The sequence below is a fragment of the Desulforhopalus sp. IMCC35007 genome (assembly GCF_005116575.1).
Classification (GTDB): Bacteria; Desulfobacterota; Desulfobulbia; order Desulfobulbales; family Desulfocapsaceae; genus Desulforhopalus_A.
Window position 1 is genome coordinate 1 of the sequence record NZ_SWCN01000014.1, and the last position, 24441, is coordinate 24441.

Annotated in this window: 20 protein-coding genes; 12 read left to right on the top strand and 8 right to left on the bottom strand. The window is 45.6% G+C overall.

The genetic code is table 11. The features are described 5' to 3' along the window. Positions 1–494: 494 nt before the first annotated feature. The 3 genes from FCL48_RS14855 to FCL48_RS14865 form a co-directional block, all read right to left on the bottom strand. On the bottom strand, positions 495–1016 hold the full coding sequence (locus tag FCL48_RS14855; protein WP_136873083.1) for an adenine phosphoribosyltransferase: 522 nt from the start codon (positions 1014–1016) through the stop codon (positions 495–497). Between the two features lie 5 nt (positions 1017–1021). Next, positions 1022–1780, bottom strand: a complete 759-nt coding sequence (mtnP, locus tag FCL48_RS14860; RefSeq protein ID WP_136873255.1) for an S-methyl-5'-thioadenosine phosphorylase — start codon at positions 1778–1780, stop codon at positions 1022–1024. A gap of 580 nt (positions 1781–2360) precedes the next feature. Continuing rightward, a complete protein-coding gene (locus FCL48_RS14865) occupies positions 2361–3677 on the bottom strand; it encodes a U32 family peptidase (protein ID WP_136873084.1) in 1317 nt (438 codons plus the stop codon). 290 nt (positions 3678–3967) lie between these two features. Here FCL48_RS14865 and mnmA point away from each other — a divergent pair, with 290 nt between their 5' ends. From mnmA to FCL48_RS14905, 8 genes are all read left to right on the top strand, one after another. After that, on the top strand, positions 3968–4993 hold the full coding sequence (gene mnmA, locus FCL48_RS14870) for a tRNA 2-thiouridine(34) synthase MnmA (RefSeq protein WP_136873085.1): 1026 nt from the start codon (positions 3968–3970) through the stop codon (positions 4991–4993). A 12-nt stretch (positions 4994–5005) separates the two neighbouring features. Further along, positions 5006–6331, top strand: a complete 1326-nt coding sequence (gene mtaB, locus FCL48_RS14875; protein WP_136873086.1) for a tRNA (N(6)-L-threonylcarbamoyladenosine(37)-C(2))-methylthiotransferase MtaB — start codon at positions 5006–5008, stop codon at positions 6329–6331. Then, positions 6321–7559: a CinA family nicotinamide mononucleotide deamidase-related protein gene (locus FCL48_RS14880; protein WP_136873087.1), complete on the top strand. Its 1239-nt coding sequence runs from the start codon at positions 6321–6323 to the stop codon at positions 7557–7559. The genes mtaB and FCL48_RS14880 overlap by 11 nt, the downstream gene beginning before the upstream one ends. Before the next feature lie 129 nt (positions 7560–7688). Next, complete coding sequence (gene recA, locus FCL48_RS14885; protein ID WP_136873088.1) at positions 7689–8789, top strand: recombinase RecA; 1101 nt, start codon at positions 7689–7691, stop codon at positions 8787–8789. Positions 8790–9088: 299 nt separating this feature from the next. Then, the gene (locus FCL48_RS14890) at positions 9089–10501 is read left to right on the top strand and encodes an NAD(P)/FAD-dependent oxidoreductase (RefSeq protein ID WP_136873089.1); all 1413 of its coding nucleotides are present in this window, start codon (positions 9089–9091) and stop codon (positions 10499–10501) included. 104 nt (positions 10502–10605) lie between these two features. Next, complete coding sequence (locus FCL48_RS14895) at positions 10606–10764, top strand: rubredoxin (RefSeq protein WP_136873090.1); 159 nt, start codon at positions 10606–10608, stop codon at positions 10762–10764. Between the two features lie 114 nt (positions 10765–10878). Beyond that, positions 10879–11472 carry a peroxiredoxin gene (locus FCL48_RS14900; protein WP_136873091.1) on the top strand — a complete coding sequence of 198 codons (594 nt, stop codon included), beginning with the start codon at positions 10879–10881 and terminating at the stop codon, positions 11470–11472. Between the two features lie 309 nt (positions 11473–11781). Further along, positions 11782–12663 carry a dienelactone hydrolase family protein gene (locus FCL48_RS14905; protein ID WP_136873092.1) on the top strand — a complete coding sequence of 294 codons (882 nt, stop codon included), beginning with the start codon at positions 11782–11784 and terminating at the stop codon, positions 12661–12663. A 394-nt stretch (positions 12664–13057) separates the two neighbouring features. Here FCL48_RS14905 and FCL48_RS14910 read toward each other — a convergent pair whose 3' ends face one another. The 5 genes from FCL48_RS14910 to FCL48_RS14930 form a co-directional block, all read right to left on the bottom strand. After that, on the bottom strand, positions 13058–14161 hold the full coding sequence (locus FCL48_RS14910) for an NADH:flavin oxidoreductase (RefSeq protein WP_136873093.1): 1104 nt from the start codon (positions 14159–14161) through the stop codon (positions 13058–13060). Positions 14162–14284: 123 nt separating this feature from the next. Then, positions 14285–15442: an iron-containing alcohol dehydrogenase gene (locus FCL48_RS14915; RefSeq protein WP_136873094.1), complete on the bottom strand. Its 1158-nt coding sequence runs from the start codon at positions 15440–15442 to the stop codon at positions 14285–14287. A gap of 98 nt (positions 15443–15540) precedes the next feature. Then, on the bottom strand, positions 15541–16218 hold the full coding sequence (locus FCL48_RS14920) for a type 1 glutamine amidotransferase domain-containing protein (protein ID WP_136873095.1): 678 nt from the start codon (positions 16216–16218) through the stop codon (positions 15541–15543). Between the two features lie 16 nt (positions 16219–16234). Next, positions 16235–17272, bottom strand: a complete 1038-nt coding sequence (locus FCL48_RS14925; RefSeq protein WP_136873096.1) for an NADP-dependent oxidoreductase — start codon at positions 17270–17272, stop codon at positions 16235–16237. Between the two features lie 144 nt (positions 17273–17416). Beyond that, the gene (locus FCL48_RS14930; protein WP_136873097.1) at positions 17417–18013 is read right to left on the bottom strand and encodes a TetR/AcrR family transcriptional regulator; all 597 of its coding nucleotides are present in this window, start codon (positions 18011–18013) and stop codon (positions 17417–17419) included. 408 nt (positions 18014–18421) lie between these two features. On the opposite strand from FCL48_RS14930, the gene FCL48_RS14935 reads away from it, so the two are divergent. The 4 genes from FCL48_RS14935 to asd all read left to right on the top strand — a co-directional run bounded on the left by FCL48_RS14935 (position 18422) and on the right by asd (position 24380). After that, positions 18422–19048: a cytidylate kinase family protein gene (locus tag FCL48_RS14935; protein WP_169309237.1), complete on the top strand. Its 627-nt coding sequence runs from the start codon at positions 18422–18424 to the stop codon at positions 19046–19048. Between the two features lie 46 nt (positions 19049–19094). Next, entirely contained in the window at positions 19095–21791 is a 2697-nt protein-coding gene (locus tag FCL48_RS14940) for a bifunctional acetate--CoA ligase family protein/GNAT family N-acetyltransferase (protein ID WP_136873099.1), read from the top strand. A 411-nt stretch (positions 21792–22202) separates the two neighbouring features. After that, a complete protein-coding gene (locus FCL48_RS14945; protein ID WP_240744856.1) occupies positions 22203–22985 on the top strand; it encodes an alpha/beta fold hydrolase in 783 nt (260 codons plus the stop codon). 273 nt (positions 22986–23258) lie between these two features. Next, positions 23259–24380, top strand: a complete 1122-nt coding sequence (gene asd, locus FCL48_RS14950; protein WP_136873101.1) for an aspartate-semialdehyde dehydrogenase — start codon at positions 23259–23261, stop codon at positions 24378–24380. Positions 24381–24441 lie beyond the last annotated feature (61 nt).

A 24441-nucleotide genomic window follows, 5' to 3' on the forward strand; every position in this document is an offset into this window, starting at 1 on the left:
GAAGTTAAGCTCTTTAGCGCCGATGGTACTGCACGGGCGACTGTGTGGGAGAGTAGGTCATCGCCGTATCTTTACACCAATCCCCAATCAACTACATTGTTGATTGGGGATTTTTTTTATTCTATTAACGACTGGGATTACACGTAAAACAGTGCAAGGTAGGATGGGTACATATTCCCTTCCCCACCTCAGGCACAACAAGTTTTACGGCGGTCATAGCAAAGAGGGTCCAGCCGTTCCCATTCCAAGCACGGCAATTAACTCTCTCGGAGTCTCGCCCCGCTCCTTTACCTACCTCTCTCGGAGTCTCACTTCGCTTACTTACCTGGCGCCGATGGTAGTGCACGAGCGCTGCGCTCAAGAGTAGGTCATCGACGTATCTTTACACCAATTCCCAATCAACTATAAGGTTGATTGGGGATTTTTTGTTTGTATATGCCGACCTTCATTGCATACCTTTTTTTCAGGTGGCATCTAAATGCCAGCCCCGAACCCTATTCGCCGTCAAACTCCATCATGGCAAACATTTTACATCCGTTCAGCCGCTCTCTTCCTTTGAGATCAGGTAATTCAATGAGAAAAGCACACTCGACTATCTCTGCTCCAAGTTTTTTCACAAGATTCACAGTGGCTCCTGCGGTACCACCCGTTGCAATAAGGTCATCAACGATTACAACCTTATCGCCGACATCAAGACTATCTTTATGCATCTCCAGGGTACCAGAACCATATTCCAGACTATAGGACTCTTCTATTGTATCAGCTGGAAGTTTTCCTTTCTTCCGGACAGGGATAAAACCAACACCTAGTTTATAGGCCAGAACCGCGCCAAAAACAAAGCCACGTGCATCTATGCCTACAACTTTATCGATATTCTTATCTTTGTATCGTTCATAGAAAATATCGCAGGATTCTCGTAACGCCTCTGGATTTTTCATAAGCGTTGTGAGATCTCTAAAGATCACCCCTTCAATTGGCCAATCCACAATGCTTGCTACAGTACTCTTTAAATCCATATTATTTATATCCTTCCCATGGCTGAGTAATTTTCAATCACCTTGATAAGCAATTGTTTTACATTATTTGCGTTTTTATTAAACACTTCCAAGACATCCTCCCATGTTACGGTTTCTTCATCTTCTTTCCAACAATCGTAATCCGTTGACATGGCAATGGCTGCATAAGGGATACCTGCCTCATTTGCCAGCATGGCTTCCGGAGCGGTTGACATATTGACAACATCAGCTCCCCATAATCTAAACATTTTTGATTCGGCAATTGTAGAAAATCGTGGGCCCTCAATCGTAACAACACAACCAGCCGGATGAACTTTAAGCCCGAGTTTTCCAGCGGTTTTATAGAGCAGCTGGCGTAAAGTTTCATCAAAGGGTCTCGCCATAGGAGTATGAACTATTCCATTTTCAAAAGACTCTGCAAAAGTGTTTTTACGAAACCTGGTGAAATCTATAAACTGATCGAGAACAACAAGATCTCCCCTGTCTATTTCCCTACGCAAACTACCGCATGCCGTTGTGGCAATAATATGAGTCACACCAGCATTTTTAAGCGCAATTATGTTTGCCCGGTTGTTTACTTGTGTCGGACTAAATTGGTGTCTTTGCCCGTGTCTTGCGAGAATAACGACCTCAACTCCAGCAATTTTCCCAGTTACCAGCGGCGACGAAGGCACCCCATATTTTGTTTCTCCTTCTTTTGTAACGGGATCTTTTATTATTTCAGGGTTATCTAAACCGGAACCACCAATTATCCCAATTCTCATCTGTTCATTTTCTCCGTGATTTTTTCTTTTCGAGGTTTCATTTACATCTGCCTCATTTAAAAAGAATAGAGACATTTTTTTCAATAATAACGAATTGTAACAATAAAGCTGTAGACCATTTTCTGGTATTATTAATTGCCCCACTGCATACAACGATAAATTAGAATTCGTGCATCAAAGCCGAGTGCAAGATATCATGGTTAACAGTTCGTGTCCAAAAAAGTTTATTTCATCCTCTGCACCAATATTCTCTCACCGTCAGCTTATCAAAAAAATATGTTTACCTGACAGGAATTCGATATGATTTTTATGGAAAACAGATGTTTCACTTGAGCTGTTTCTCGGTATCGGACACAACCAATACAACTGTTTAAGTGTATTGTCTCTCAGTCATTGCCATTTTTGGTCAGCGGAAATCACCATTTCATCTTCATCCTGATATAATTGTCCCTGCTACTGCCAACGTAGGCGAAGGACTTTATCCTTTTGACCTCTATACGTAACACTAATACAATATCCCCAATGTCCGGGAATCATAAAGTGATTGCCCTTTATTGGTACTGATCTTGGTTATTTCGGCCTATACAACAATCTGCTGCAACTGCTGTTTCTTTCTTCGCAAAATCGCATTTGTCTCACACCCCTGCAAGGGTGGATCAGTATGCAAAAACAGCTTATTTCCAGGATTTGCCTTTTCCACCAGACCGCCCTCTTCGTCCTCTAAACGGATTATTGTAACACCAATGCAATCGATACCTTTTTGCATATATTCGATTGTCTCCCCTGGACGTACAGTATTACGAATCTCAACAAATGGTGTCTGCCCAGGCTCTCGTATTACGGCAACAGGCTCATATCCCTGCTCTTCCCTTGAAGAACTGTAGATCATCTCAGAACTCCCAGGCTTATCAATAATGAAATTTTCCGTCATGCCACGGGTTCCAGAGCGGCTGATTTCGTCGAGGAAAACTTCTGGAAATTTTATATTTTCCGGTTTTTCCCATACCTCTGCAGGCAGGGCTTTTAAATAATCAAGCGCTGCCCGGTAAATCCTCACGACGGCCCCTACATAAAAAATTGATTTCATGCGCCCTTCAATTTTCAAAGAATCCACGCCAGAGGCAACAAGTTGTGGCAGCATCTCCAGAAGGCAGAGATCTTTTGAGTTGAAGATATATGTGCCTCTTTCGTCCTCCTGCACCGGATAGTATTCACCAGGCCGTTTCTCCTCCACCAGAGAATAGCTGAACCTGCAGGGATGGGCACAGCTGCCTTGATTTGCGTCTCTGCCGGTGAGATAATTAGAGAGCATGCACCTTCCGGAATACGAGATACAGAGCGCTCCATGGACAAATATTTCAAGCTCGCCGCTTACTTTTGACCTGATCTCACAGATCTCTTCAAGTGAAAGTTCACGGGCCAGGTTCAGCCTGGAGGCCCCCTGATTCAACCAGAAACGGGCGGACTCGTGATTTGTCACATTCGCCTGGGTCGATAAATGAACAGGCAGGCCAGGAACCACACGACGGGCAATACTCAAGATACCCGGATCAGAAATAATAACCCCATCAGCACCAATTTTTTCCAGTTCCTGCAGGTATGCTGGCAGGCCCTCCAAATCCCTGTTATGGGCAAAAATATTGCTGGTCACATAAACCTGAACACCATGCTCGTGTGCATATTCTACGCCTTGCCGCATAGCATCAGCACTAAAGTTTCCCGCTTTTGCCCTCAAACTAAACTCCTTGCCACCAAGATAAACCGCATCCGCCCCATAGTGCACCGCAGTAACAAGTTTTTCGTAATTTCCTGCAGGCGCCAGAAGTTCAGGGAAGCAAATGGTATTTATTTTTTTGCTGCTGTTTGGAGCTGCTATATTTTTTTTCTTTTTATTCATGCTGAACTCGTAAAAGACAAAACGCGAAAATAGTTAGCGAAGATAATATATTAAGGTACATTTTCCAGCGTAGTGAGAGGGAACCGGAAAAGTCCACCAGGAAATGATTTCCGTTTTTATTTAACGAAGACCCTTTAGAAATTTACTATATGTACTACAATGGTACTGAATATTTTTCAGGCTTTCTCATACATCAGACAAAGTAGTCGGATATGTATGTATGATCAGGCCTGATTTCAAGACTATTTTAATCCCGAGTATCTGCAGGAGTCCATCAGGGCCAGAGAAATATGGAAATTGGTATTGCCATGAGCGGAGGCGTGGATTCCACAGCCAGCGCTCTGATGTTGCGCGAAAAATATAAGGTGAAAGGCTTTTTCATGCGACTGGCCCAGCCTGACTTTAATGAACAAAAGCTGCGCGTTGAAACCATAGCGGCACAACTGGGGATTGAACTTCAGATAATTGACCTCCGCCAGGAATTTGACAATGCCGTCCTCAACTATTTTTCAGGCAGCTACTTCAACGGTCTTACACCAAATCCTTGTGTCATCTGCAACAAAGAGATAAAATTCGGCCTCTTTCTTGACGCAATACTCAAAAGCGGCATGGATAAAATGGCCACCGGCCATTACGCCCAAATCGTTAAAAAAGGAGGGCTGTATCATCTCAGCTCCGGCAAAGATCCTAAAAAAGATCAGTCCTATTTTCTGGCACGACTCAGTCAGCAGCAACTCGGCTCAGTTCTTTTCCCTCTGGGAGACCAAGAAAAGAACTCCATCTATGAATTTGTGGAAGAACATGGGTTCCCTCATTTCAGAGGCCAGGAGAGCCAGGATGTCTGCTTCCTTGAAAAAAATCAGATTGGTAGCTTTTTAACAAGCAGAAGCAATGGATCAGCTCCTAAAGGATCGATTGTTTCAACAGACGGCAAGGTGTTGGGTGAGCATACCGGGCTTTTTCACTATACCATTGGCCAGCGTAAAGGACTTGGAATCTCCCATCCGGAACCGCTCTACGTCGTAGGCCTTGATGCCCGCAACAACGCAGTGATTGTCGGCACCAACGATGAACTGTTCCGCAGGACCATTGAAGTAGAAAACCTGCACTGGCTGAGCGGTCAACCACCCGAACTTAATCAGATGTATACGGTACGTATCCGCTATAGCCACCGGGGCTCCCTCGCGCACCTGCAATTAAAAGAAAATAATAGTGGAACCTTTACCTTTTCTGAACCACAGCGGGCCATTACCCCCGGCCAGTTTGCAGTTGTTTATAATAATACAGAGCTGCTAGGCTCTGGCATCATAATGTAGGTCACGTATTTCATGAAAAAAGTCTTTATCACCACCCTCGGATGTAAGGTGAATCAGTACGAATCTGCCGCGTTTAAAGCAGGCTTTGAAGATGCCGGCCTAGAAATTGTTGGCAAAAACGAACCTGCCGACATCGTTGTCATTAACAGCTGTACGGTTACCGGAAGTGCCAGTGCTCAGTCAAGACAAACCATTCGTAAAATGGCGCGGCAAAACCCCGAAGCCAAAATCATCGTTACCGGCTGTTACGCTGAAATTGCCGCAGATAAACTGGCAAAGGATAAAGAGTTGCGTGGCCGCGATTACACCCTGATAGGTAACTCTAAAAAGGATCTTCTCGTGCACTCTGCTCTGGGCGATTATGAGGCTACAACAAAACTCATCCTCGGTTCCATCAAGAAGGCATCTGAAATCTGTGACCTGCCGGTGCGAAAATTTGGTGATCGCAGCAGAGCCTATCTGAGAATCCAGGATGGCTGTGAAAGCTTCTGTTCCTACTGCATTGTTCCTTATACCCGTGGTCCAAACAGGTCACTTCATCCTGAAAAGGCCCTGGAACAGGCAAAAGTTTTCGCCCGGGAAGGACATAAAGAAATTGTCCTCACAGGCATACATATCGGCTACTACGGCAAAGACCTTGATGGCGACAATACCCTAGTGACGCTCATCGACCAGCTTTCCCTTGCAACCCCGCAGGTCCATTACCGTATCAGCAGCCTGGAACCACTTGAAATAACAGACGAGCTTCTCCAGCTTATGGCCTCACGTACAAATATTCAGCACCATCTTCATATTCCCCTGCAAAGTGGTCATGATGAAATTCTCAAGCGGATGAACCGCCGCTACCACACGGCAACGTTTAGAGAGATTGTGGAAAAATGCTACCGATATCTTCCCGATATGGCAATTGGAGTAGACATTCTCGCCGGCTTTCCTGGAGAAACGGACGAGCAGTTCGAGGAGGCCCTGACATTTTTAGATACTTTGCAATTTACCTACCTTCACGTCTTTCCCTATTCTATCCGCCCTGGAACCCGTGCAGCCACATTTCCAGACCAGGTAGATAAGAGTATAAAAGAACAAAGGGTTGCTAAACTCAGAGAACTCAGCAATTATAAAAAGAACTCTTTTTACACAGAGCAGCTTGGAAAAACTGTCACCGTTCTGGTTGAAAATGTCCGCGATGAATCCGGACTTCTGAAGGGATTCAGCGATAATTATATAGCAGTCAGGTTTCCAGGAGATAAGACACTCATAAATCAGCGGGTGCAGGTACAGCTCAAGGCACTTATTAACAATTACGTTCTAGGAGAATACACAGGCTCCAATGAAAGTTGAGATAATCGCCATAGGGGACGAACTGACATCAGGTCGAATCCTCAACACCACCAGCAGTTTTGCAGCCAGACATCTTTATGAGGCTGGCTATGACATCTATGCCATGAACACCATTGGCGACAGCCCTATTCTTATTGGCGAGGCGCTGAAACAGGCTCTGTCGAGGGCCGACGCAGTTCTTGTCACCGGAGGACTGGGAACCACCGACGACGATCTGACCAACGAAGCCGTCTCCAAGGCGCTGAACAGGCCAACCATGCCAAACCTTGAGATACTTGCCAACATCCGCACCCACCTCGACGAGATCACAGCAAACCCTGTCAGTCCTCTGGAAAAACTTGCCTGGCTCCCCTCTGGTGCTGAAGCCTTGAACCCACAGTCCCGTATGGCCGGGTACCAGCTCATCCACGACAACAAACCAATCTTTTTCCTCCCTGGTGTGCCAAGCCAGATGCGACATCTTCTCATAGAAGATGTCCTGCCCAAACTTTCTACCTGGCACGAAGACCATCGCCTGACAACATATCATCGTATCTTCCGCATTTTCAATCTGCCGGAATCTGAGGTCAACAGGCATATCACCAGCCTTGATCTCAGCCCGGACGTACACATCGGCTATTACCCCGTGTTTCCTGAAGTACACCTCAGCCTCACAGTGCGGGATAAAAAAGACAATAATGCCAAAAGATTATTTAAATCCTCCTGCAAGGCGATCACCACCGTACTGGGAGATTCGATTTACGGTATAAACAGGGACAGTATGGAAAAGGTTGTGGGAAATTTACTTATAGGCCAGTCTCTGACCCTGTCCATTGCGGAATCCTGTACCGGCGGCCTGATCTGTAGTAAAATTACCGACACTCCGGGGAGCTCAGAGTATCTTCTGGGAGGCGTGGTCTCCTATTCAAACTTTTTAAAAAGTGAATATCTCGGCGTTTCTAATGACCTTCTCAATAAACATGGTGCAGTCAGCCGAGAAGTTGCTGAAGCCATGGCTGTTGGGGTGAGAGTGCGGAGTAAGTCGGACATAGGGCTCTCGGTAACCGGCATTGCAGGTCCTTCCGGTGGCAGTGATGAAAAGCCCGTTGGCACAGTATACATCGCCATTGCAACAACCGAAGAAAACTGGGTCACCAAGTTTCTTTTTGCAGGCAACAGAAAACAGATTCGGGAAATCACCGCCCAGAGCAGCCTTGATCTCATCCGTAAATACCTGCTCAGCCGCTAAATTCCCTGCGTGGAGAACATATGGGAAATGTTATCAGTCTTATTTTAAACACTTTTATTTATTGAAAAATATATGGTAGATAGTATCAGCACCTCAGACGAATTACTATAATTTACATCGGAGAAAAATATGGCTTCACCAGCTAAAAAAGATAAAGGAAGTAGTGTAGAAAACGCAATCAGCCAGATCCAGAGACAGTTTGGCAAAGGCTCCATCATGAAACTTGGAAGCCAGGAATTAGAAAAAATTCCTGTCATTTCAACCGGTGCTCTCAGCCTCGATATAGCTCTTGGAGTTGGTGGTTTTCCCAAAGGCAGAGTAACCGAGATTTATGGCCCGGAGTCTTCAGGAAAAACGACCCTTGCGCTTCATGTAGTTGCCGAAGCGCAAAGACTTGGTGGTGCAGCCGCTTTCATTGACGCAGAACATGCGCTGGATACCGCTTACGCTGAGCGACTGGGAGTCAACATTGACGAGCTTCTTGTTTCCCAACCCGACTATGGTGAGCAGGCTCTAGAAATTGCAGAAATCCTCATCCGCTCAGGGGGGATCGATGTTATCGTTATCGATTCGGTTGCAGCACTTGTTCCCCGTGCAGAGATCGATGGTAATGTCGGTGATTCCCATGTGGGCCTTCAGGCACGGTTGATGTCTCAGGCCATGAGAAAATTTACCGGCGTTCTGAATCGCAGTAACACTGTTCTGATCTTCATCAACCAGATTCGGATGAAGATTGGGGTGATGTTCGGCAACCCTGAGACCACAACCGGTGGTAATGCACTTAAATTTTATTCATCTCTGCGACTTGATATCAGACGTATAGCCCAGTTAAAAGACGGCCAGGAACTTACCGGTAACCGAACCCGGGTGAAAGTCGTTAAAAACAAAGTTGCTCCTCCATTTAAGTTAGCTGAATTTGATATCATCTACGGTGAGGGTATTTCCAAGCTCGGCGACATGCTTGATCTGGCAGTTGATCTTGAAATAGTTGAAAAAAGTGGCTCGTGGTACTCTTACATGGAGGAAAGAATCGGCCAGGGACGGGAAAACGCCAAGCGTTTTCTGATGGATCAACCGGAAATGTGCCTTGATATTGAGAACAAGGTACGTATGGCGTATGGAATGGAACCAGCTGAGACACCCATTGCACCGCCACCTCCCCGTATCCCTGCTCCAAAGGCTCCAAAGTCCGCAGATGACGAGCCAACAATGGACGCCATTGACGATTAAACCTCGCGCTCCCCGGCACCTCACCAACCGAGCGGCATCGGTGCCGGGAAAGCCCTTCTACTTCAGCAATATTGTGTAACCTCTCCAGATTCTCTGTCTGTTCTGACGAAAAACCTGGAGATTGGCACAGATCTCTTTCTCTACTAGGAGAATTTCATTTTTAAGATTCCTTGCCGAGCATCTTATTTTCTTTTTCCATCTCCGTTATCAATATAACTCTTGACGGTTCTAAGGGGGCACGTTTAGTCTGTTTTATTGTCGGGTATAATTATTCCATAGCTCCAGGAGGCACATTTATTTTGAAACCAACATCAGCTCAACACCCCCAAAAAAATTATGATGTCATTATCGTTGGCGGAGGTCCAGCCGGTCTTTTCGCAGCCTATTACCTTGCTGAGCATAGCGATCTCAAAGTCCTGGTCATTGAGAAGGGCAAAGGCTCCCTGCAGAGAAAATGTCCAATTAAGGATAAAGGCTGTATCCACTGCAAACCATGTAATATTTTGTGTGGTATTGGCGGGGCGGGGCTGTTTTCCGACGGCAAACTAAACTTCATTCACAAACTAGGCAAAACTGACCTTACCCAATTCATGCCTGTCACTGAGGCTATGGCCCTTATTGACGAGACGGAAGCCATATTCAATCATTTCAATATGGACGGAAAAGTTTTCCCCACAGATATTGATCAGGCAAACATCATTCGAAAAGAAGCCCGCAAACAGGGTATTGACCTTCTTGTTATTAAACAGAAACATCTCGGCAGCGACAACCTTCCCCATCACATTTCCGCCATGGCATCCTATGTTGCCGACAAAGGAGTGACATTTCACACCTCGGAGGAAGTAAAAGAACTCCTTGTTGAACAATCATCGGTTGTTGGAGTTCGCACCAATAAAGGCGATTATAAAGCGCCTAATGTCATCCTGGCCCCGGGCCGTGTCGGTGCGGATTGGGTTGCTAAAATTGCCAGAGACCATGGCATTGAGGTTTCTCAGCGAGGTATTGAGGTCGGGGTTCGGGTAGAGGTGCACAATGAGATTATGCAGGATCTCTGCTCGGTTATTTACGATCCAACCTTTTTTATTCGCACAACAAAATATGACGATCAGACCAGGACATTCTGTACAAATTTCGGCGGCTACGTTGCACTCGAAAATTATCAGAACTTTGTCTGCGTCAACGGTCATGCCCTGATGGATAAGAAATCAGAAAACAGCAACTTTGCCTTTTTATCCAAAGTAGTACTGACCGATCCCGTTGAAGATAACCAGAATTACGGGGAATCGATTGGTAAGCTTGCAACACTTATCGGAGGAGGCAAACCTATCCTCCAACGATATGGTGATCTGAAGCGGGGCCGCAGGTCTACCTGGAATAGAGTAAAAAACAGCTATATCGAACCCACTTTAAAAGATGTCACCTGCGGTGATATTGCCATGGCACTGCCAGAACGAATTTTAACCAACCTCATAGACGGTCTCGAGCAACTCAATCAGGTCGTTCCCGGTGTGGCAAACGATGAAACGTTACTCTATGCCCCCGAAATAAAATTTTTCGCAACTCAGGTTTCAACCAATTCTCACCTTGAAACCCGAGTAAAAGGATTATTTATGGCAGGTGATGGCCCAGGTGTAGCTGGCAATATCGTCTCGGCAACTGCCACTGCTCTTATCCCCTGTAAAGAAATTATTAAAAGAAGCACAGAAACTTAAGGCATTGTAAACAACTGATGATTTTGTTATTGACTCTCTCTGCGTTCTTGCTATAATGCCAACAAATAGGAATTATTATCAATAAAAACTTTAGGAGAAATGCAATGGAAAAATGGGAATGTCCTTGTGGTTACATTTATGACCCAGCAGCTGGTGACGAAGATAACGGAGTTGCACCAGGTACTGCGTGGAAAGATCTACCTGAAGATTGGGTTTGTCCACTTTGTGGTGCTGAGCAGGAATCTTTCTGGAAAGTCGATTAAGTAGTAACCCAAAAGCTACCGTTCTGATTTCAGTCAAGGTAGCTTTTTTTACGTCCCCAAAGTTAGGATCTCCTAACACTATCAATAAATCTTAACTATATACGGTACACCATCATGAGCCTTCTTGTTACCCGACCAGCCCCGGATTTTACAGCGACTGCTGTTTTACCCGATAACACGTTTAAAGATGATTTCAGCCTTTCTGACTTTAAAGGGCAATATGTGCTGCTCTTCTTCTATCCTCTCAATTTTACCTTTGTCTGTCCATCTGAAATCCTGGCATTTAACAAAGCCGTAAAGGAATTCAGCGACAACAACTGTCAACTTATCGGAATTTCAATTGATTCCGCTTTTTCTCACCTTGCCTGGAAAAACACCAAAGTCCAGGAAGGCGGTATTGGCAACATCCAATATCCCCTAGTCGCCGATCTTGATAAATCGATCTCAAAATCATACGAGGTCTTACTCGATGCCGGTATAGCCCTGAGGGGATTATTTCTGATTGACCGTGAAGGGATAGTGCGCCACCAGGTAGTCAACGATTTACCACTTGGTCGCAATGTCAACGAGGCCTTGCGAATTCTTCATGCCCTGCAATTCACAGAGCAGCATGGAGAAGTCTGTCCTGCCAACTGGAATAAGGGTGAAGAAGCCATGAAACCTACAGCGGAAGGTGTTGCCGAATATCTCACCAACCACGCTTCATAGATGGACTCAAACCTGAAAACAATAGGGGTCGCTACCTGCGGCCCCGTCTCTCCTGCCATGTTTCACCACCTGTAACACTATTGGTGCGGCATGCTTTCGCCGGCCATATTTACGGCAAATAACTGTTCAAACTCCCATCAGCCAGTCACTTTACGGCAAACGCTCTGACATTCACTTCAGCATCAAAACAATTTGCCTGGCAATTTTATGGATATTTCAGGAAAACATTTATATTATGAGATAGGCTAACCAGCGGATAGGTTCAGTGTATCAGCCAAACACACAACTAACAATGAGCGGAGACAGATCATGAAAGAAGATTTTATTGATTCTAAGGTTTACGACTTATACGATGAATATTGCCACACCCAGATGAGTCGGCGCGAATTTCTCAATTCAGCCTCAGCCCTTGTTATCGCAGGTGGCTCTGCTCTTACTATGGCAGAAGCCCTGTTGCCAAAGTACGCTAAAGCACAGATGGTGTCCTTCACAGATGAAAGGATAAAACCACAGTACGTTGACTACGACTCCCCTGGCGGCACTTCAGGAAAAATGAGAGGTTACCTGGTTAAGCCAGCAGGAAATGGTCCTTTTCCAGCAGTACTTGTCATTCATGAGAACAGAGGATTAAATCCTTACATTGAAGATGTGGCAAGACGTGTTGCCGTTGAAGGGTTTCTGGCTCTTGCCCCGGACGGCCTCTCACCGATCGGAGGCTACCCAGGCAATGACGATGATGGCAAGGTCATGCAAAAGTCACTCGACCCTGCAAAACTTTTCACCGATCTGCAAAACAGCGCCACCTTTTTAAAAAACCATCCGTTATCCACAGGAAAACTGGGGGCAACCGGTTTTTGTTTTGGCGGTGGAGCTGTCAATAAACTCGCAGTCACCATGGGGGCAGACCTTAATGCTGGTGTACCGTTTTACGGGATAGCGCCGGCGACCGCAGACGTGGGAACAATCCAGGCACCACTGCTTATACATTATGCCGCCGATGATCCTCGGGTCAATGCATCCCGTGAAGAATACAAGAAAGCTCTGGAACAACATCAAAAAACCTTCGTCATGTTCACCTATGAAGGCACACGTCACGGTTTTCATAACAACTCCACGCCACGCTACGACGAAGCCCAGGCAAAACTGGCCTGGGAAAGAACCATCTCCTTTTTCAGAGAGCAGCTCGGATAAAGGAGTATGTGCTTTTTCCAATATCCAATAAACAGTGTCAAAATACCTACTGGTTTTGTCTCCAGCCTGTTTTGGCACTGGTGCTATAGTTTGTCAAACAAAAATCAGCCCGATAATCCGACAGTTAGTATTTGAAAAATTCTTGAAGAAATACAAGAATTTCTGTGTTTCCTATTTTTCCAGGAGATAAGACGAAACAGGTTATATGAGGCGAGAAAGCATGCCTGCATGCTCAATACAAAATAGCATTTCACCTGCTAAATACTCATTATTTCTGGGATACGAAGATACAGATTCAGGTCATCAGATAAGTTTTTTTATATAACAGTAGTTCAGAAGATTCAGAACTACTGATCCGTTTGCTCCTTGGCTTTCTACAAACACTCCACACCCTTTACTCCTGATTCTTTTTTTCAACCACGCAATGTAAAGCTTCTTTTGTAGACAATGTTGAAAAACATTTATTACAGGAAATACATGTAGCTTTTGCCCTGTCTCCTCCAGCCCATCTGCGGATAAGATTCGGTTCCCGTATCAGCGAACGTGAAAGAGCAACATAATCAGTAAGGCCCGAAGCTACCGCCTCTTTTGCTACGTCATAGGACAAGAAACCTCCAACGAGAATAAGGGGAATCTTTATTTCTTCTTTAAAATATTCTGCTGCTTCCCGGTAATAGACTTCTCTTTCCTCAGACTTTGAGGTGCCAACTCTTGAGGGAATCCGTCTACCCGACTCAAAGGTTCCACCACTCATTTCAATGGCGTCCATTCCTTCTGTCTCAAGTATACGGGCGACCTTGACCATTTCTGCTATCGTCAAGCCCCCTTCGAGAAAATCCTCAGAATTTATCTTTACCATTACGGGATATGCGTTCCCGACCCTCTGCCGTATTTCTCTATAGACCTCAAGAAGAAACCTTGACCTGTTCTCAAGATTTCCTCCGTAACTATCTGTTCTTTTGTTATAATATGGAGAAAGAAATTGACTCAACAAATAGCCGTGGGCGGCATGGATCTGAATGGCATCAAAGCCTGCTCTAACAGCTCTGTCGGCGGCATCTCCAAAAGCTCTGGTCGTTGTCTTAATATCTTCTGTTGACATTGCAGTCGATTTTATCACACCTTCTTCAGTTACCTCTGAAGGACCGAAAGCTGCATTCTCATCACTTCCTATGCCTTTTAGCCCAGCATGGGCCAACTGTGCCGCAATCAACCCGCCATTATCATGAACAATTGAGGTGAGCTTCTTCAAGCCAGCAATCATTGTATCATCATAGATACCCATCTGCCTGGGGCCCGCCTGCCCCCGTCTTGCCACATGGGTATGGCCGCTAATGATAAGTCCGACCTCACCACGACTTAAGTTTTCCATACATTTCAGCAGCGGTTCCTGTACTGTTCCGTCAAGGTCCGCCATCGCCTCGTAGGTCGCTGACCTGACAAAACGGTTTTTGAGTTGCATCCCATTGAGTACTGTTGCTTCAAATAAATCAGCCATTTATGTTCCCTTTAAATAATCGATCGTTAATCAGTTAAGCTGAGCGTATTTTCTATCATCTTCAATACATTTTACAGCAACCCCATTGTAATACCTCCACGAAGCTGCTGTAAAACTTCTGATTTACAGGCTACGCTCCAGAATTTCCCTGCTCACTTCCAACGTAATATCTTGTCGTTCTCCTAAAGCCTTCATACCATGTGCCTGCAGTTGCTCAACAAGCTTCGGGATGCTGTCTTTGCCCAGGCCATAATCCGACAAACGTGTCTTCACCTGCATCAGCTCAAAGAAATCGCGGGTTTTTTCGATGGCCTCTGTAATTCGCTGCTCGCTGTCTCCTTCAGTAATTCCCCAGACACGCTCAGCATATTGAAGTAATTTGTCTTTTTTGTTCTCCTGGCAGACAAACAACAGATTAGGAAGGACCACTGCAAGGGTCTGGGCATGATCAAGTCCATGAACCGCCGTTATTTCATGGCCTATCATATGGGTGGCCCAGTCGTGCGGAACCCCCGCCCCGATCAATCCATTTAAAGCCAGGGTTGCCACCCACATCAAATTGGATCGCACTTCATAATCTTTTGGATTTTCAAGGGCTTTTGGACCTTCTTCAATCAAGGTCAATAACAGCCCTTCAGCAAATCGATCCTGTACTTTTCCATTCACAGGATAGGTGAGATACTGCTCAACGACATGGACAAAGGCATCAACGACACCATTGCTGATCTGTTTTGCTGGGAGGGTATATGTTTTTTCAGGGTCCAATACTGAGAAAAGTGGGAAGACCAAAGGGCTCATAAAAGCGAGTTTTGCCTGCAGTGACTTACGGGTTACAACACCACCACTATTCATCTCTGACCCGGTTGCGGGCAAAGTCAATACCGAACCAAAGGGCAAGGCTTTCTTAATTCCCGCTCCGTGTTTTACCAAAATGTCCCAGGGATCTCCTTCAAATACCGCGGCTGCTGCAATAAACTTCGTTCCGTCAATGACTGAACCGCCACCTACTGCCAGTAGAAAATCAATGGAATTTGTATGCACCACATCCACGGCTTTCATCAGTGTTTCAAACGATGGATTGGGTTCTATGCCACTGAACTCAAATACAGTATGACCACTAAGAGCCGCGAGAACCTCATCTAGGGTGCCATTTTTCTTCACACTCCCGCCGCCGTAGGTTATAAGCACCCGACTGTCGACGGGGATTCTGTCTTTGATTTCAGCAATTTTCTTTTTGCCAAAGAGTATTTGGGTGGGATTTGCAAAATTAAAGTCGAACATAAACTTAAACTCCTCAGATTGTTGTTTTTACGATATTTTTATAATGAAAAACCAGGGCGCGTACTGCTACATTGCTCTTGCCAAAGACGCTCTTCACATTAACCAAGAAGATCAACGACCGCCAGCGCCGCAGCTTCAGATGAGGCTGGGTTTTGCCCTGTTATCAGATTGCCGTCGCGCTCAACATGGCTTCCCCAATCCGCGCCTTTGTTATAGACTGCCCCATTTTTTTTGAGCATATCTTCGAGGAGAAATGGTACAACTTTTGTCAGTTGAACGGCTTCTTCTTCCGCGTTACTGAACCCGGTTACTCTTTTCCCCTGAACCAAAGGTTCTTTTTCTGCATTTTTAGCATTTTTAAGAACTCCCGGGGCGTGACAGACAAGGCCTAGGGGTTTGCCTTTTTGGAAAAAACTCTCAATAAGAGCTATAGAGCTCTTATCTTCTGCGAGATCCCAGAGTGGACCATGCCCACCAGGGTAAAAAATGGCATCATAGTCGTCTTCTGTAACCGAATCTAAACACAAAGTGTTGGCAAGCGCCTGCTGAGCCTGCTTGTCTTTTCGAAAACGCTCTGTTGCCGCCGTCTGAAAATCGGGCTCATCACTCTTGGGATCGAGCGGAGGTTGCCCTCCTTTGGGGGAGACGAGATCGATCTCAAAAGATTTATCTTTAAAAACGTAGTAGGGAGCCACAAATTCTTCTAACCAGAAACCGGTTGGAAGGCCTGTATCTCCAAGTTTGTTGTGTGATGTAAGTACCATTAATATTTTCATATTTTCCTTATATTTTTTATAGTTCGTTGTTTACCTTGATGACAAGTTTACCAAAGTTTTTGCCTTCCAAAAGGCCCATAAACGATTCGGGTGCATTCTCCAACCCGTCAACAATCTGTTCCCGGTAGTGGATATTTCCGCTGGCAAGCATTTGGCTCATATCTTTTGCAAACTCATCGTAGCGATGTCCATAATCGTCGAAAATAATAAAACCCTGCACCTTGATGCGTTTAACGAGGATAGTACCCATCAAAACCGACAAACGGTCTGGGCCATCGGGCAGCTTTGTCGCATTATACCTGGAAACAAGACCGCAGACAGGAATTCTGGCCCCTACATTAAGGAGCGGCAGCACAGTATCAAAAACCTTGCCGCCAACGTTCTCAAAATAGATGTCAATACCGTCTGGGCAAGCCACTTTAAGCTTGTCTGCAAAATCTGGGTCCCGGTGATCAAGACACTCATCAAAGCCAAGGGTTTCTTTGGCATAGCTACACTTTTCACTTCCCCCTGCAACTCCAACCACGCGGCAACCTTTCAATTTCCCAATCTGACCTACGGTTGCCCCAACCGGCCCAGTGGCAGCAGCAACTACCAGGGTGTCTCCGCCTTTGGGTTTGCCTATATCCAGCAACCCCATATAGGCGGTAAAACCGGGCATCCCTAAAATCCCCAGGGCAAAGGAAGGCTTTGCAGGATTTGTCCCCAGCTTCGTCAGGCCAGTTCCATCAGATACGGCATAAAGCTGCCAGCCGGTATAAGCCAAAACCCATTCTCCTTCGGTATAGTCTGGGTTGCGTGACGCCTCAACCTGACAGACTGTCCCTCCCACCATTACCTCATCAATTGCCACAGGAGGGGCGTAAGATGGAGCATCACTCATCCGACCACGCATATAAGGGTCCAAAGAGAGATAGATACTCCGCAACAGTAGTTCTCCTTCTTTCAGCGACGGAATCGCACATTCTTCTATGCGGAAATTATCCTGCACCGGTGCTCCCTTGGGACGGGAAGCAAGGACAATACGACGATTTATATTTTTCTTCTGTTCCATAGTTCATTCACCTGAAGTTTATTGTTTTAATTCAACCATAGAGGTTCACAGTTGATCAGTCTCACTTGACGCTTCTTGTTAAGTAGACCAGTCGTCTAATTCATTTTTTATAATTAATATCAAATAATTATTCAAAGATACAATTTAGATTGTTATATGGCTGGTTAATATCGACTGTGTTGCCTGCAACGCATGCTGCAGACTTTCGTCATTACGCTGCAACTTGCTCCGCAGGGTTGCACCTAACCACATGTTGTAGAGTAACTCGGCTGTTCTGCCTGCATCCATCCTGGCGATAGAACCATCCGCAATGCCTGCTTCAATGCACGACGCTATTTGTCCCACCACCTGAGAAGAACCGTTCATCAAGGCTATACGCATAGGCTCAGACAAATCAGCAACCTCAGCACTTAATTTGACAACCAGGCACTTCTGATCGATACAAAAAGTGGATTGCGTTTCAAGCCATCGTTGCCAATAGGCCATGAGACGACTGTAGGCTGAGGCTCCTCCCTGCGTGAACATCTTCTCAATTCCCACAAGATAGTCTTTGAAATAACATGCAATTATCTCTTCACCAAACTGTTCTTTCGACTTAAAATAGTGGTAAAAAGAACCCTTTGGCACCCCAGCCGATTGGAGTATCTCCGTCAGACCAACGCTTGAGAATCCTCGATTGACGATGAGCCTGTAGCCGGTGTCTAAAATATGTTGACGTGTTTCTTTGGTATCTTTCTTCATGGGAGGCACAGTAATTATTACTAGACCGGTCGTCTAGTTATATTTTAAAGAAAACTATTAAAATCCTCTCATGGTCCCCTTTTCGACCTGTTTCCAATGAGATAAAGCTATGGTGGAATCTTTATGCAATACTTCTCCCCCAGCGTCCAAATCCTTAACACTCTGTAAATAAAACTGACATAATCTATACCTCATTACAGACACTTCAGGTAATCATGGACCAGAGGATTGTGTACAACTTTGGTTATAGGATACTTTTTCAGTTCTGTTTTTAAAGAGTTAGGATCTCTCCCCCCGCCTCTTCCAAAAAAGAGCGAAGATCCCCGTCACAATGGCATGTATTCTGCGAGAGTTCTCATATCTAAGAGTAGATCAGAAGATGTATTACAGACCAATCAGGAGGGCATTATGCTTTCAATTGCGATATTTCCCTGTTTGTTTACCGGTGCAGCCGGAATTGTTGGAGAATTATCAACTGCATTGAATCTTAAGGTTTACACCGATGCCATGATTTTAGCAGACATGAAAAAATATTACGATATCCCTGTAAAAGACCTTGATGGTATCCTCTTTGGCAGGCTGAAAAAAAATTCCATTGCTCATATAGAAAAAGAGAACTACGCCAAGCTTCTTCAACACTACCTGCAATACCTGCAAAAAAAAAGAAACCGAAACAGCCTTCACTACGGCTTACACACATCCTTGCTCACTGCACATAACGGCAAGATTGTAAAAATATTAATCACCGACACCTTTGCAGGTCGTCAGCAGCGCGGAATAAAATTTGAGGGTTTGAGTGAAGAGGAAGCCGCAATCTGTATAAAAAGATACGACAAGAAAGCCCATCGATGGACACAGTTTCTTTTTCAAAAAGCTCCATACGACGAATCTCTCTACGACCTGGTCCTCCAGAACAAGAAAGGAGATTCCACCGATATAACCAACAAAATCAGATCATTTTGCAAAAACTGGACATACAGAAATCAGACCTTACCACAGCCTCGTCTGATGGCACAGTCCGCACTGTTCTTGTGAACATCGCACCTGACACAAAAGTGACTTTATATAGAGGAGAAGCACCATGGGACAGCATAAACTCAATCTCATAATGCAACCACGCAACATAACGGTTATCGGAGCTACAGAAAAAGAAGGATCAATCGGCTCCGCACTGATGAAAAACATCACAGAAGGTGGCTTTACCGGTGGGATCTACCCAGTAAACCCAAAATATAAAAAGATACATGGCCATTCCTGTTACAAATCTGTCCTGGATATCAACACAGAGATAGACCTGGCAGTCATTGCCACTCCTATCCCCACTGTTCCTCAGATTGTCCAGGACTGTATTGATAAAAAAATCGGGGGAGCAATCATAATTTCCGCTGGTGGTAAAGAGGTTGGTGAACGGGGTTTTGAAATTGAAAAACAACTGATAGAAATTGCAAAGCCTTCAAAATTCAGGATCATAGGCCCAAATTGTCTGGGGACCATCGTACCTAAAGTACACCTCAATGCCACATTTGTGTCAGGGATGCCACTTGATGGAAACATGGCCTTTGTCTCTCAAAGCGGCGCCATCTGTTCCGCAATACTCGATCATGCAGACCTCGAAGGAATAGGCTTTAGCCATTTTATCAGTATAGGCTCCATGATTGATGTGGATTTCGGTGATATCGTCGACTATCTCGGCAACAATCCGTACGTTAAAAGCATCCTGCTATACATAGAAAGTTTAACCAACTTCAGAAAGTTTATGAGCGCTGCCCGGGCGGTGTCGCGGGTAAAACCTATCATTGTCCTCAAGGCCGGACGAGGACAGGCCGGGGCCAGGGCTGCAGCCTCCCACACCGGTGCTATGGCAGGTGAAGACGCCGTCTATGACGCGGCCTTTAAAAGAGCGGGTGTGGTGCGTGTTGACACCATAGAGGAACTGTTTGACTGTGCAGAATTCATGGCCAAACAGCCCCGCCCAAAAGGATCCAGGCTCGCCATCATAACCAACGGCGGCGGTCCCGGTGTGATGGCTGCCGACTGCGTCACCCAGCTCGGCCACGAACCAACACCTCTGAGTACAGATCTCATCAAACAGCTCGATAGCTATCTCCCCCGCTGCTGGAGTCATAACAATCCCATAGACCTTCTCGGAGATGCAACAACGGAGAGGTTCCATAATGCTATGCATGCTCTTTTGCAGTCCAGGGAGTTTGACGGAGTTCTCGTGGTGTTTGCCCCTCAGGCTATTGCTACACCAATGGCCGTCGCCAACACGATTCTGAAACTGAAAAAAAGCACAGCTGTTCCCATTTTTGCCTGTTTTATGGGAGGGAAAAGTATTCAGGAAGCCCTCGAATACTTAAACCGATCAGAAATCCCTACCTTCACGACTCCGGAGCGGGCGATCAGAGCATATTTTCGCCTGGTCACCTTTGCCAGAAACCAGGAACTTCTTTTTGAAGTTGTCCCTGAAATAGGCGGAAAATCAGCGATCAACAGATTAAAAGGTGCAAGTATCATGGATGAACAGCCCGCTGAGGGCATGCTCGCCGACGTTGCAGTTCGCGCACTCCTGTCCGCCTACGGCCTCCCCGTTATCAGAACAGAGACGGCAAAAAACGAAGAAGACGCCGTCCAGATGAGTAACGAGATTGGCTACCCCGTGGTGCTCAAACTCCTCTCCACCGACATCACCCACAAAACCGAAGCAAACGGTGTCCATCTTGACCTACGGTCAGAGGCCGAGGTCAGCCTGGCCTTTAAGACGATCATGACCTCTGCCAGGGCCTATAACAAGGATGCCAACATTGAAGGGGTAACTATCCAACCCTACCAGACAAAACCGGATTATGAAATCCTTCTCGGGGCAAAGCGTGACAACGATTTTGGCCCTATCATCCTCTTTGGTCTTGGTGGAATTTTTACAGAAATCATACAGGATAAAGCCCTTGGGTTGCCACCGATGAACCGCCTGCTTGCTCGGCGTCTCATGCAACAGACCAAAGCATTCACCCTGCTTAAAGGCTACAGAAACCGGCAAGCCGCAGATTTAACTATGCTTGAAGAGATGATCGTCAGCCTCTCCCAACTTCTGATCGACTACCCGCAAATCAGCGAACTCGACATGAATCCGGTCCTCATCAGCAAGGGCTTACCGACGGTCGTTGATGCCAGAGTCATGGTGTCACCACATCCGTCCAGCTCACCCGCCCATCTGGTTATCAGTCCCTACCCCCGTGAAAACGAATATCATCTCGAATGCAACAGCCACATACATCTTTTTATCAGACCGGTACGCCCGGAAGACACCTCTCTTTTCCTCAATCTTTTCAAGGTACTCTCACCCACGACCATCTACTTCAGATTCTTTGGTGCCTTAAAGGCCCTTTCTCCTGAAATGCTCTGTCGCTTCACCCAGATTGATTACGACCGTGAGATTGCTCTTGTAGCAATTGATGAAGATTCTACGGTGGACAGGATACTTGGTGTTGCCAGGATTATCGGTGACCCGGACGGTGAAGAAGGTGAGTTTGCAGTTCTCATTGGCGATGCCTGGCAGGGCCAGGGAATTGGTGCTTCTCTATTGCAAAAAGTTCTGTTGATTGCCTTAAAACGCAATTTTAAAACTATTCACGGGATCGTGCTCCAGGAAAACACCCACATGCTGGCGCTCGGAAAAAAACTTGGCTTTACCGTCAGCCGCGGCAAAGATGCAGGGGAGTATCAGCTACATATTGATCTCTCTGATCCTCACATAAAAGAGCAGATTGAAAAGTATTAAAACGTTACACCTCAGAAGCTAGTAAACGTCAGTTCCGTTTATCGTAAAACAGCAGGGCAAGGTGTGGTCGGCCACACCTTGCCCTGCTCAAAAAGCTATTTACTCAACGGGCATCTCTTTACAGTGAAATCTCATGCCCCTATATCACACTGGTTTTGTAGGAAAAAACGCTTTTTACCAGAACCGGGTCTTCTCATCAGTATAGATCTGCTAGAAAAAATCCAAATTCATAACCATCTAAATTCATAATCATCTATATGGTAGACTTTTCCCAGAGAAAGAGGAAGTGTATTTAATGGTTAGAATGTTTGAACATCTAATTTAAAATGGCCATTATACAGACCGATTGTTGGATGGTTGACAGACGCCACCCAAGAAATAACTGATACCAGATGATCCATGGTGAACAGTGTGGTGATAAATGAGTTCACAATTACAGACTCGATTGGCACTATAGCTGGAAAGAAGTGGATTCCTCCAACTGCTCTGCACAAAGTTCCTGTCATTTTACTCCACGACTCACTGGGGAGCGTAGATCTATGGCGCGACTTTCCGGCTCTTCTTGCTCGAAAATTGTCCCGGACAGTCATCGCCTATGACCGCCTGGGCTTTGGTAAATCTGCTGCCCGTCACGCACCTCCTTCAATACATTTTATTACAGAGGAGGCAACCACATTTTTCCCAATTATAAAAAAGCATCTATCACTTACGAGATATATACTCCTCGGTCATAGTGTTGGAGGGAGTATTTCAATCAACGTAGCCGCCCGCGACAGCGATTGTTCTGCCGTCATTACCCTGTCTTCCCAGGCCTTTGTTGAAAATCAAACAATCCAGGGAATTACAGAGGCGAAAAAAATGTTTATGCAGCCCAAACAACGTGAACGATTGAAAAAATGGCACGACGACAAAGCGAGTTGGGTGTTACGTGCCTGGACCGAGACCTGGTTGTCACCTGAATTTGCCACATGGTCCCTGGAGGATTGTATTCGGCAGGTCCGTTGCCCCGTTCTCGTGATACATGGAGACAATGACCAGTATGGATCATTAGCGTTTCCTGAGTTTATTGCCGGCAAGGTGGGAGGCTTTTCAGAAAAACTGATCTTGAAAGGTTGCGGGCATATGCCGCATTTGAAAAGAACCGAGGAAACAGTTAGCGCAATCAAAAATTTTATAAAAAAATACAATTTATAATCCCGCATTGCCTGCTTTGCAGCAAGACCTTGTCCATTTTTTCGTTGATCTGCCAGACGAAACTCTACACATGCAGACTATGTGATTTACTTTGATCAAAATCGAACGGCCGTCTTTGACGATGAAAAATATTCTTTGAAAAGAACGTAATGGTCATATGATTTTTATGAGCTTTTCACTTCTTTTTAGGTAATAGTGTGATTTCTGCATTTTTTTACATCCTCAATCGGAATAATTTTCTTATTAATGATTTCTTAAGTACGGAGTTACACAATGCTAAAAGTTGGGTTTATAGGCTGGCGTGGAATGGTTGGTTCTGTTCTCATGGAACGGATGCTGAGTGAAGATGATTTTAAAAATATCCAGCCTGTATTTTTCACAACCTCCCAGGTAGGCCAGGATGGTCCGGACGTGGGCCATGGCAGCGCATCGCTTGAAGATGCGATGAATATTCAGCGTTTAGCTGAAATGGATATTATTCTTTCCTGCCAGGGAGGCAGTTATACAACCAAGATTTACGACGAGCTGAGAAAAGTCTGGCAGGGATACTGGATCGATGCAGCCTCAACGCTGAGAATGAAGGAGGATGCAATCATCGTCCTTGATCCCGTCAATAGAAATGTCATCGATCAGGGGCTGGATTCAGGCATTAAAAACTATATCGGTGGCAACTGTACCGTATCACTGATGATGATGGCGCTCGGAGGACTTTTTGAAAATAATCTGATCGAGTGGATCAGCTCCATGACCTATCAGGCCGCCAGTGGCGCCGGAGCTAAAAACATGCGTGAGCTGATCACCCAAATGGGAGAACTTGAATCGGAAGTGGCTCCCCTTCTTCAGGACCCATCATCGGCAATTCTGGAAATCGACAAAAAAATCACCCAAAAACTCAATGACAATACCATGTCCATGGAGAATTGGGGCGTCCCCCTTGCTGCAAGCCTGATCCCCTGGATAGACGTACCGGTGACTGGTGGCCAATCTAAAGAAGAGTGGAAAGGAATCGCCGAGACCAATAAAATCCTCGGCAGGACATCTGAGCAGAGAATCCCCATAGATGGCCTCTGTGTCCGCGTTGGCGCAATGCGTTGCCATTCACAGGCATTAACGATTAAATTGAAAAAAGATCTCAGTGTCGAAGAAGTTGAAAAAATACTCCAGGCACACAATGAATGGGTCAAAGTCATTCCGAATGAGCGGGAAATAACCTCAAAAGAGCTGACTCCAGTAAAGGTTTCCGGAACCCTTACCGTACCAATCGGCCGTATTCATAAAATGAATATCGGCCCTGAATATCTTACCGCCTTTACCGTTGGTGATCAGCTTCTGTGGGGAGCTGCAGAACCGGTTCGCAGGGTCCTCAATATCATCAAAAACTACCTCAATCAGTAGACAATCAGAGCTTTCTCTATGGGAGGACAGTTTGACTGTTCTCCCATTTTGTATCGCGCCT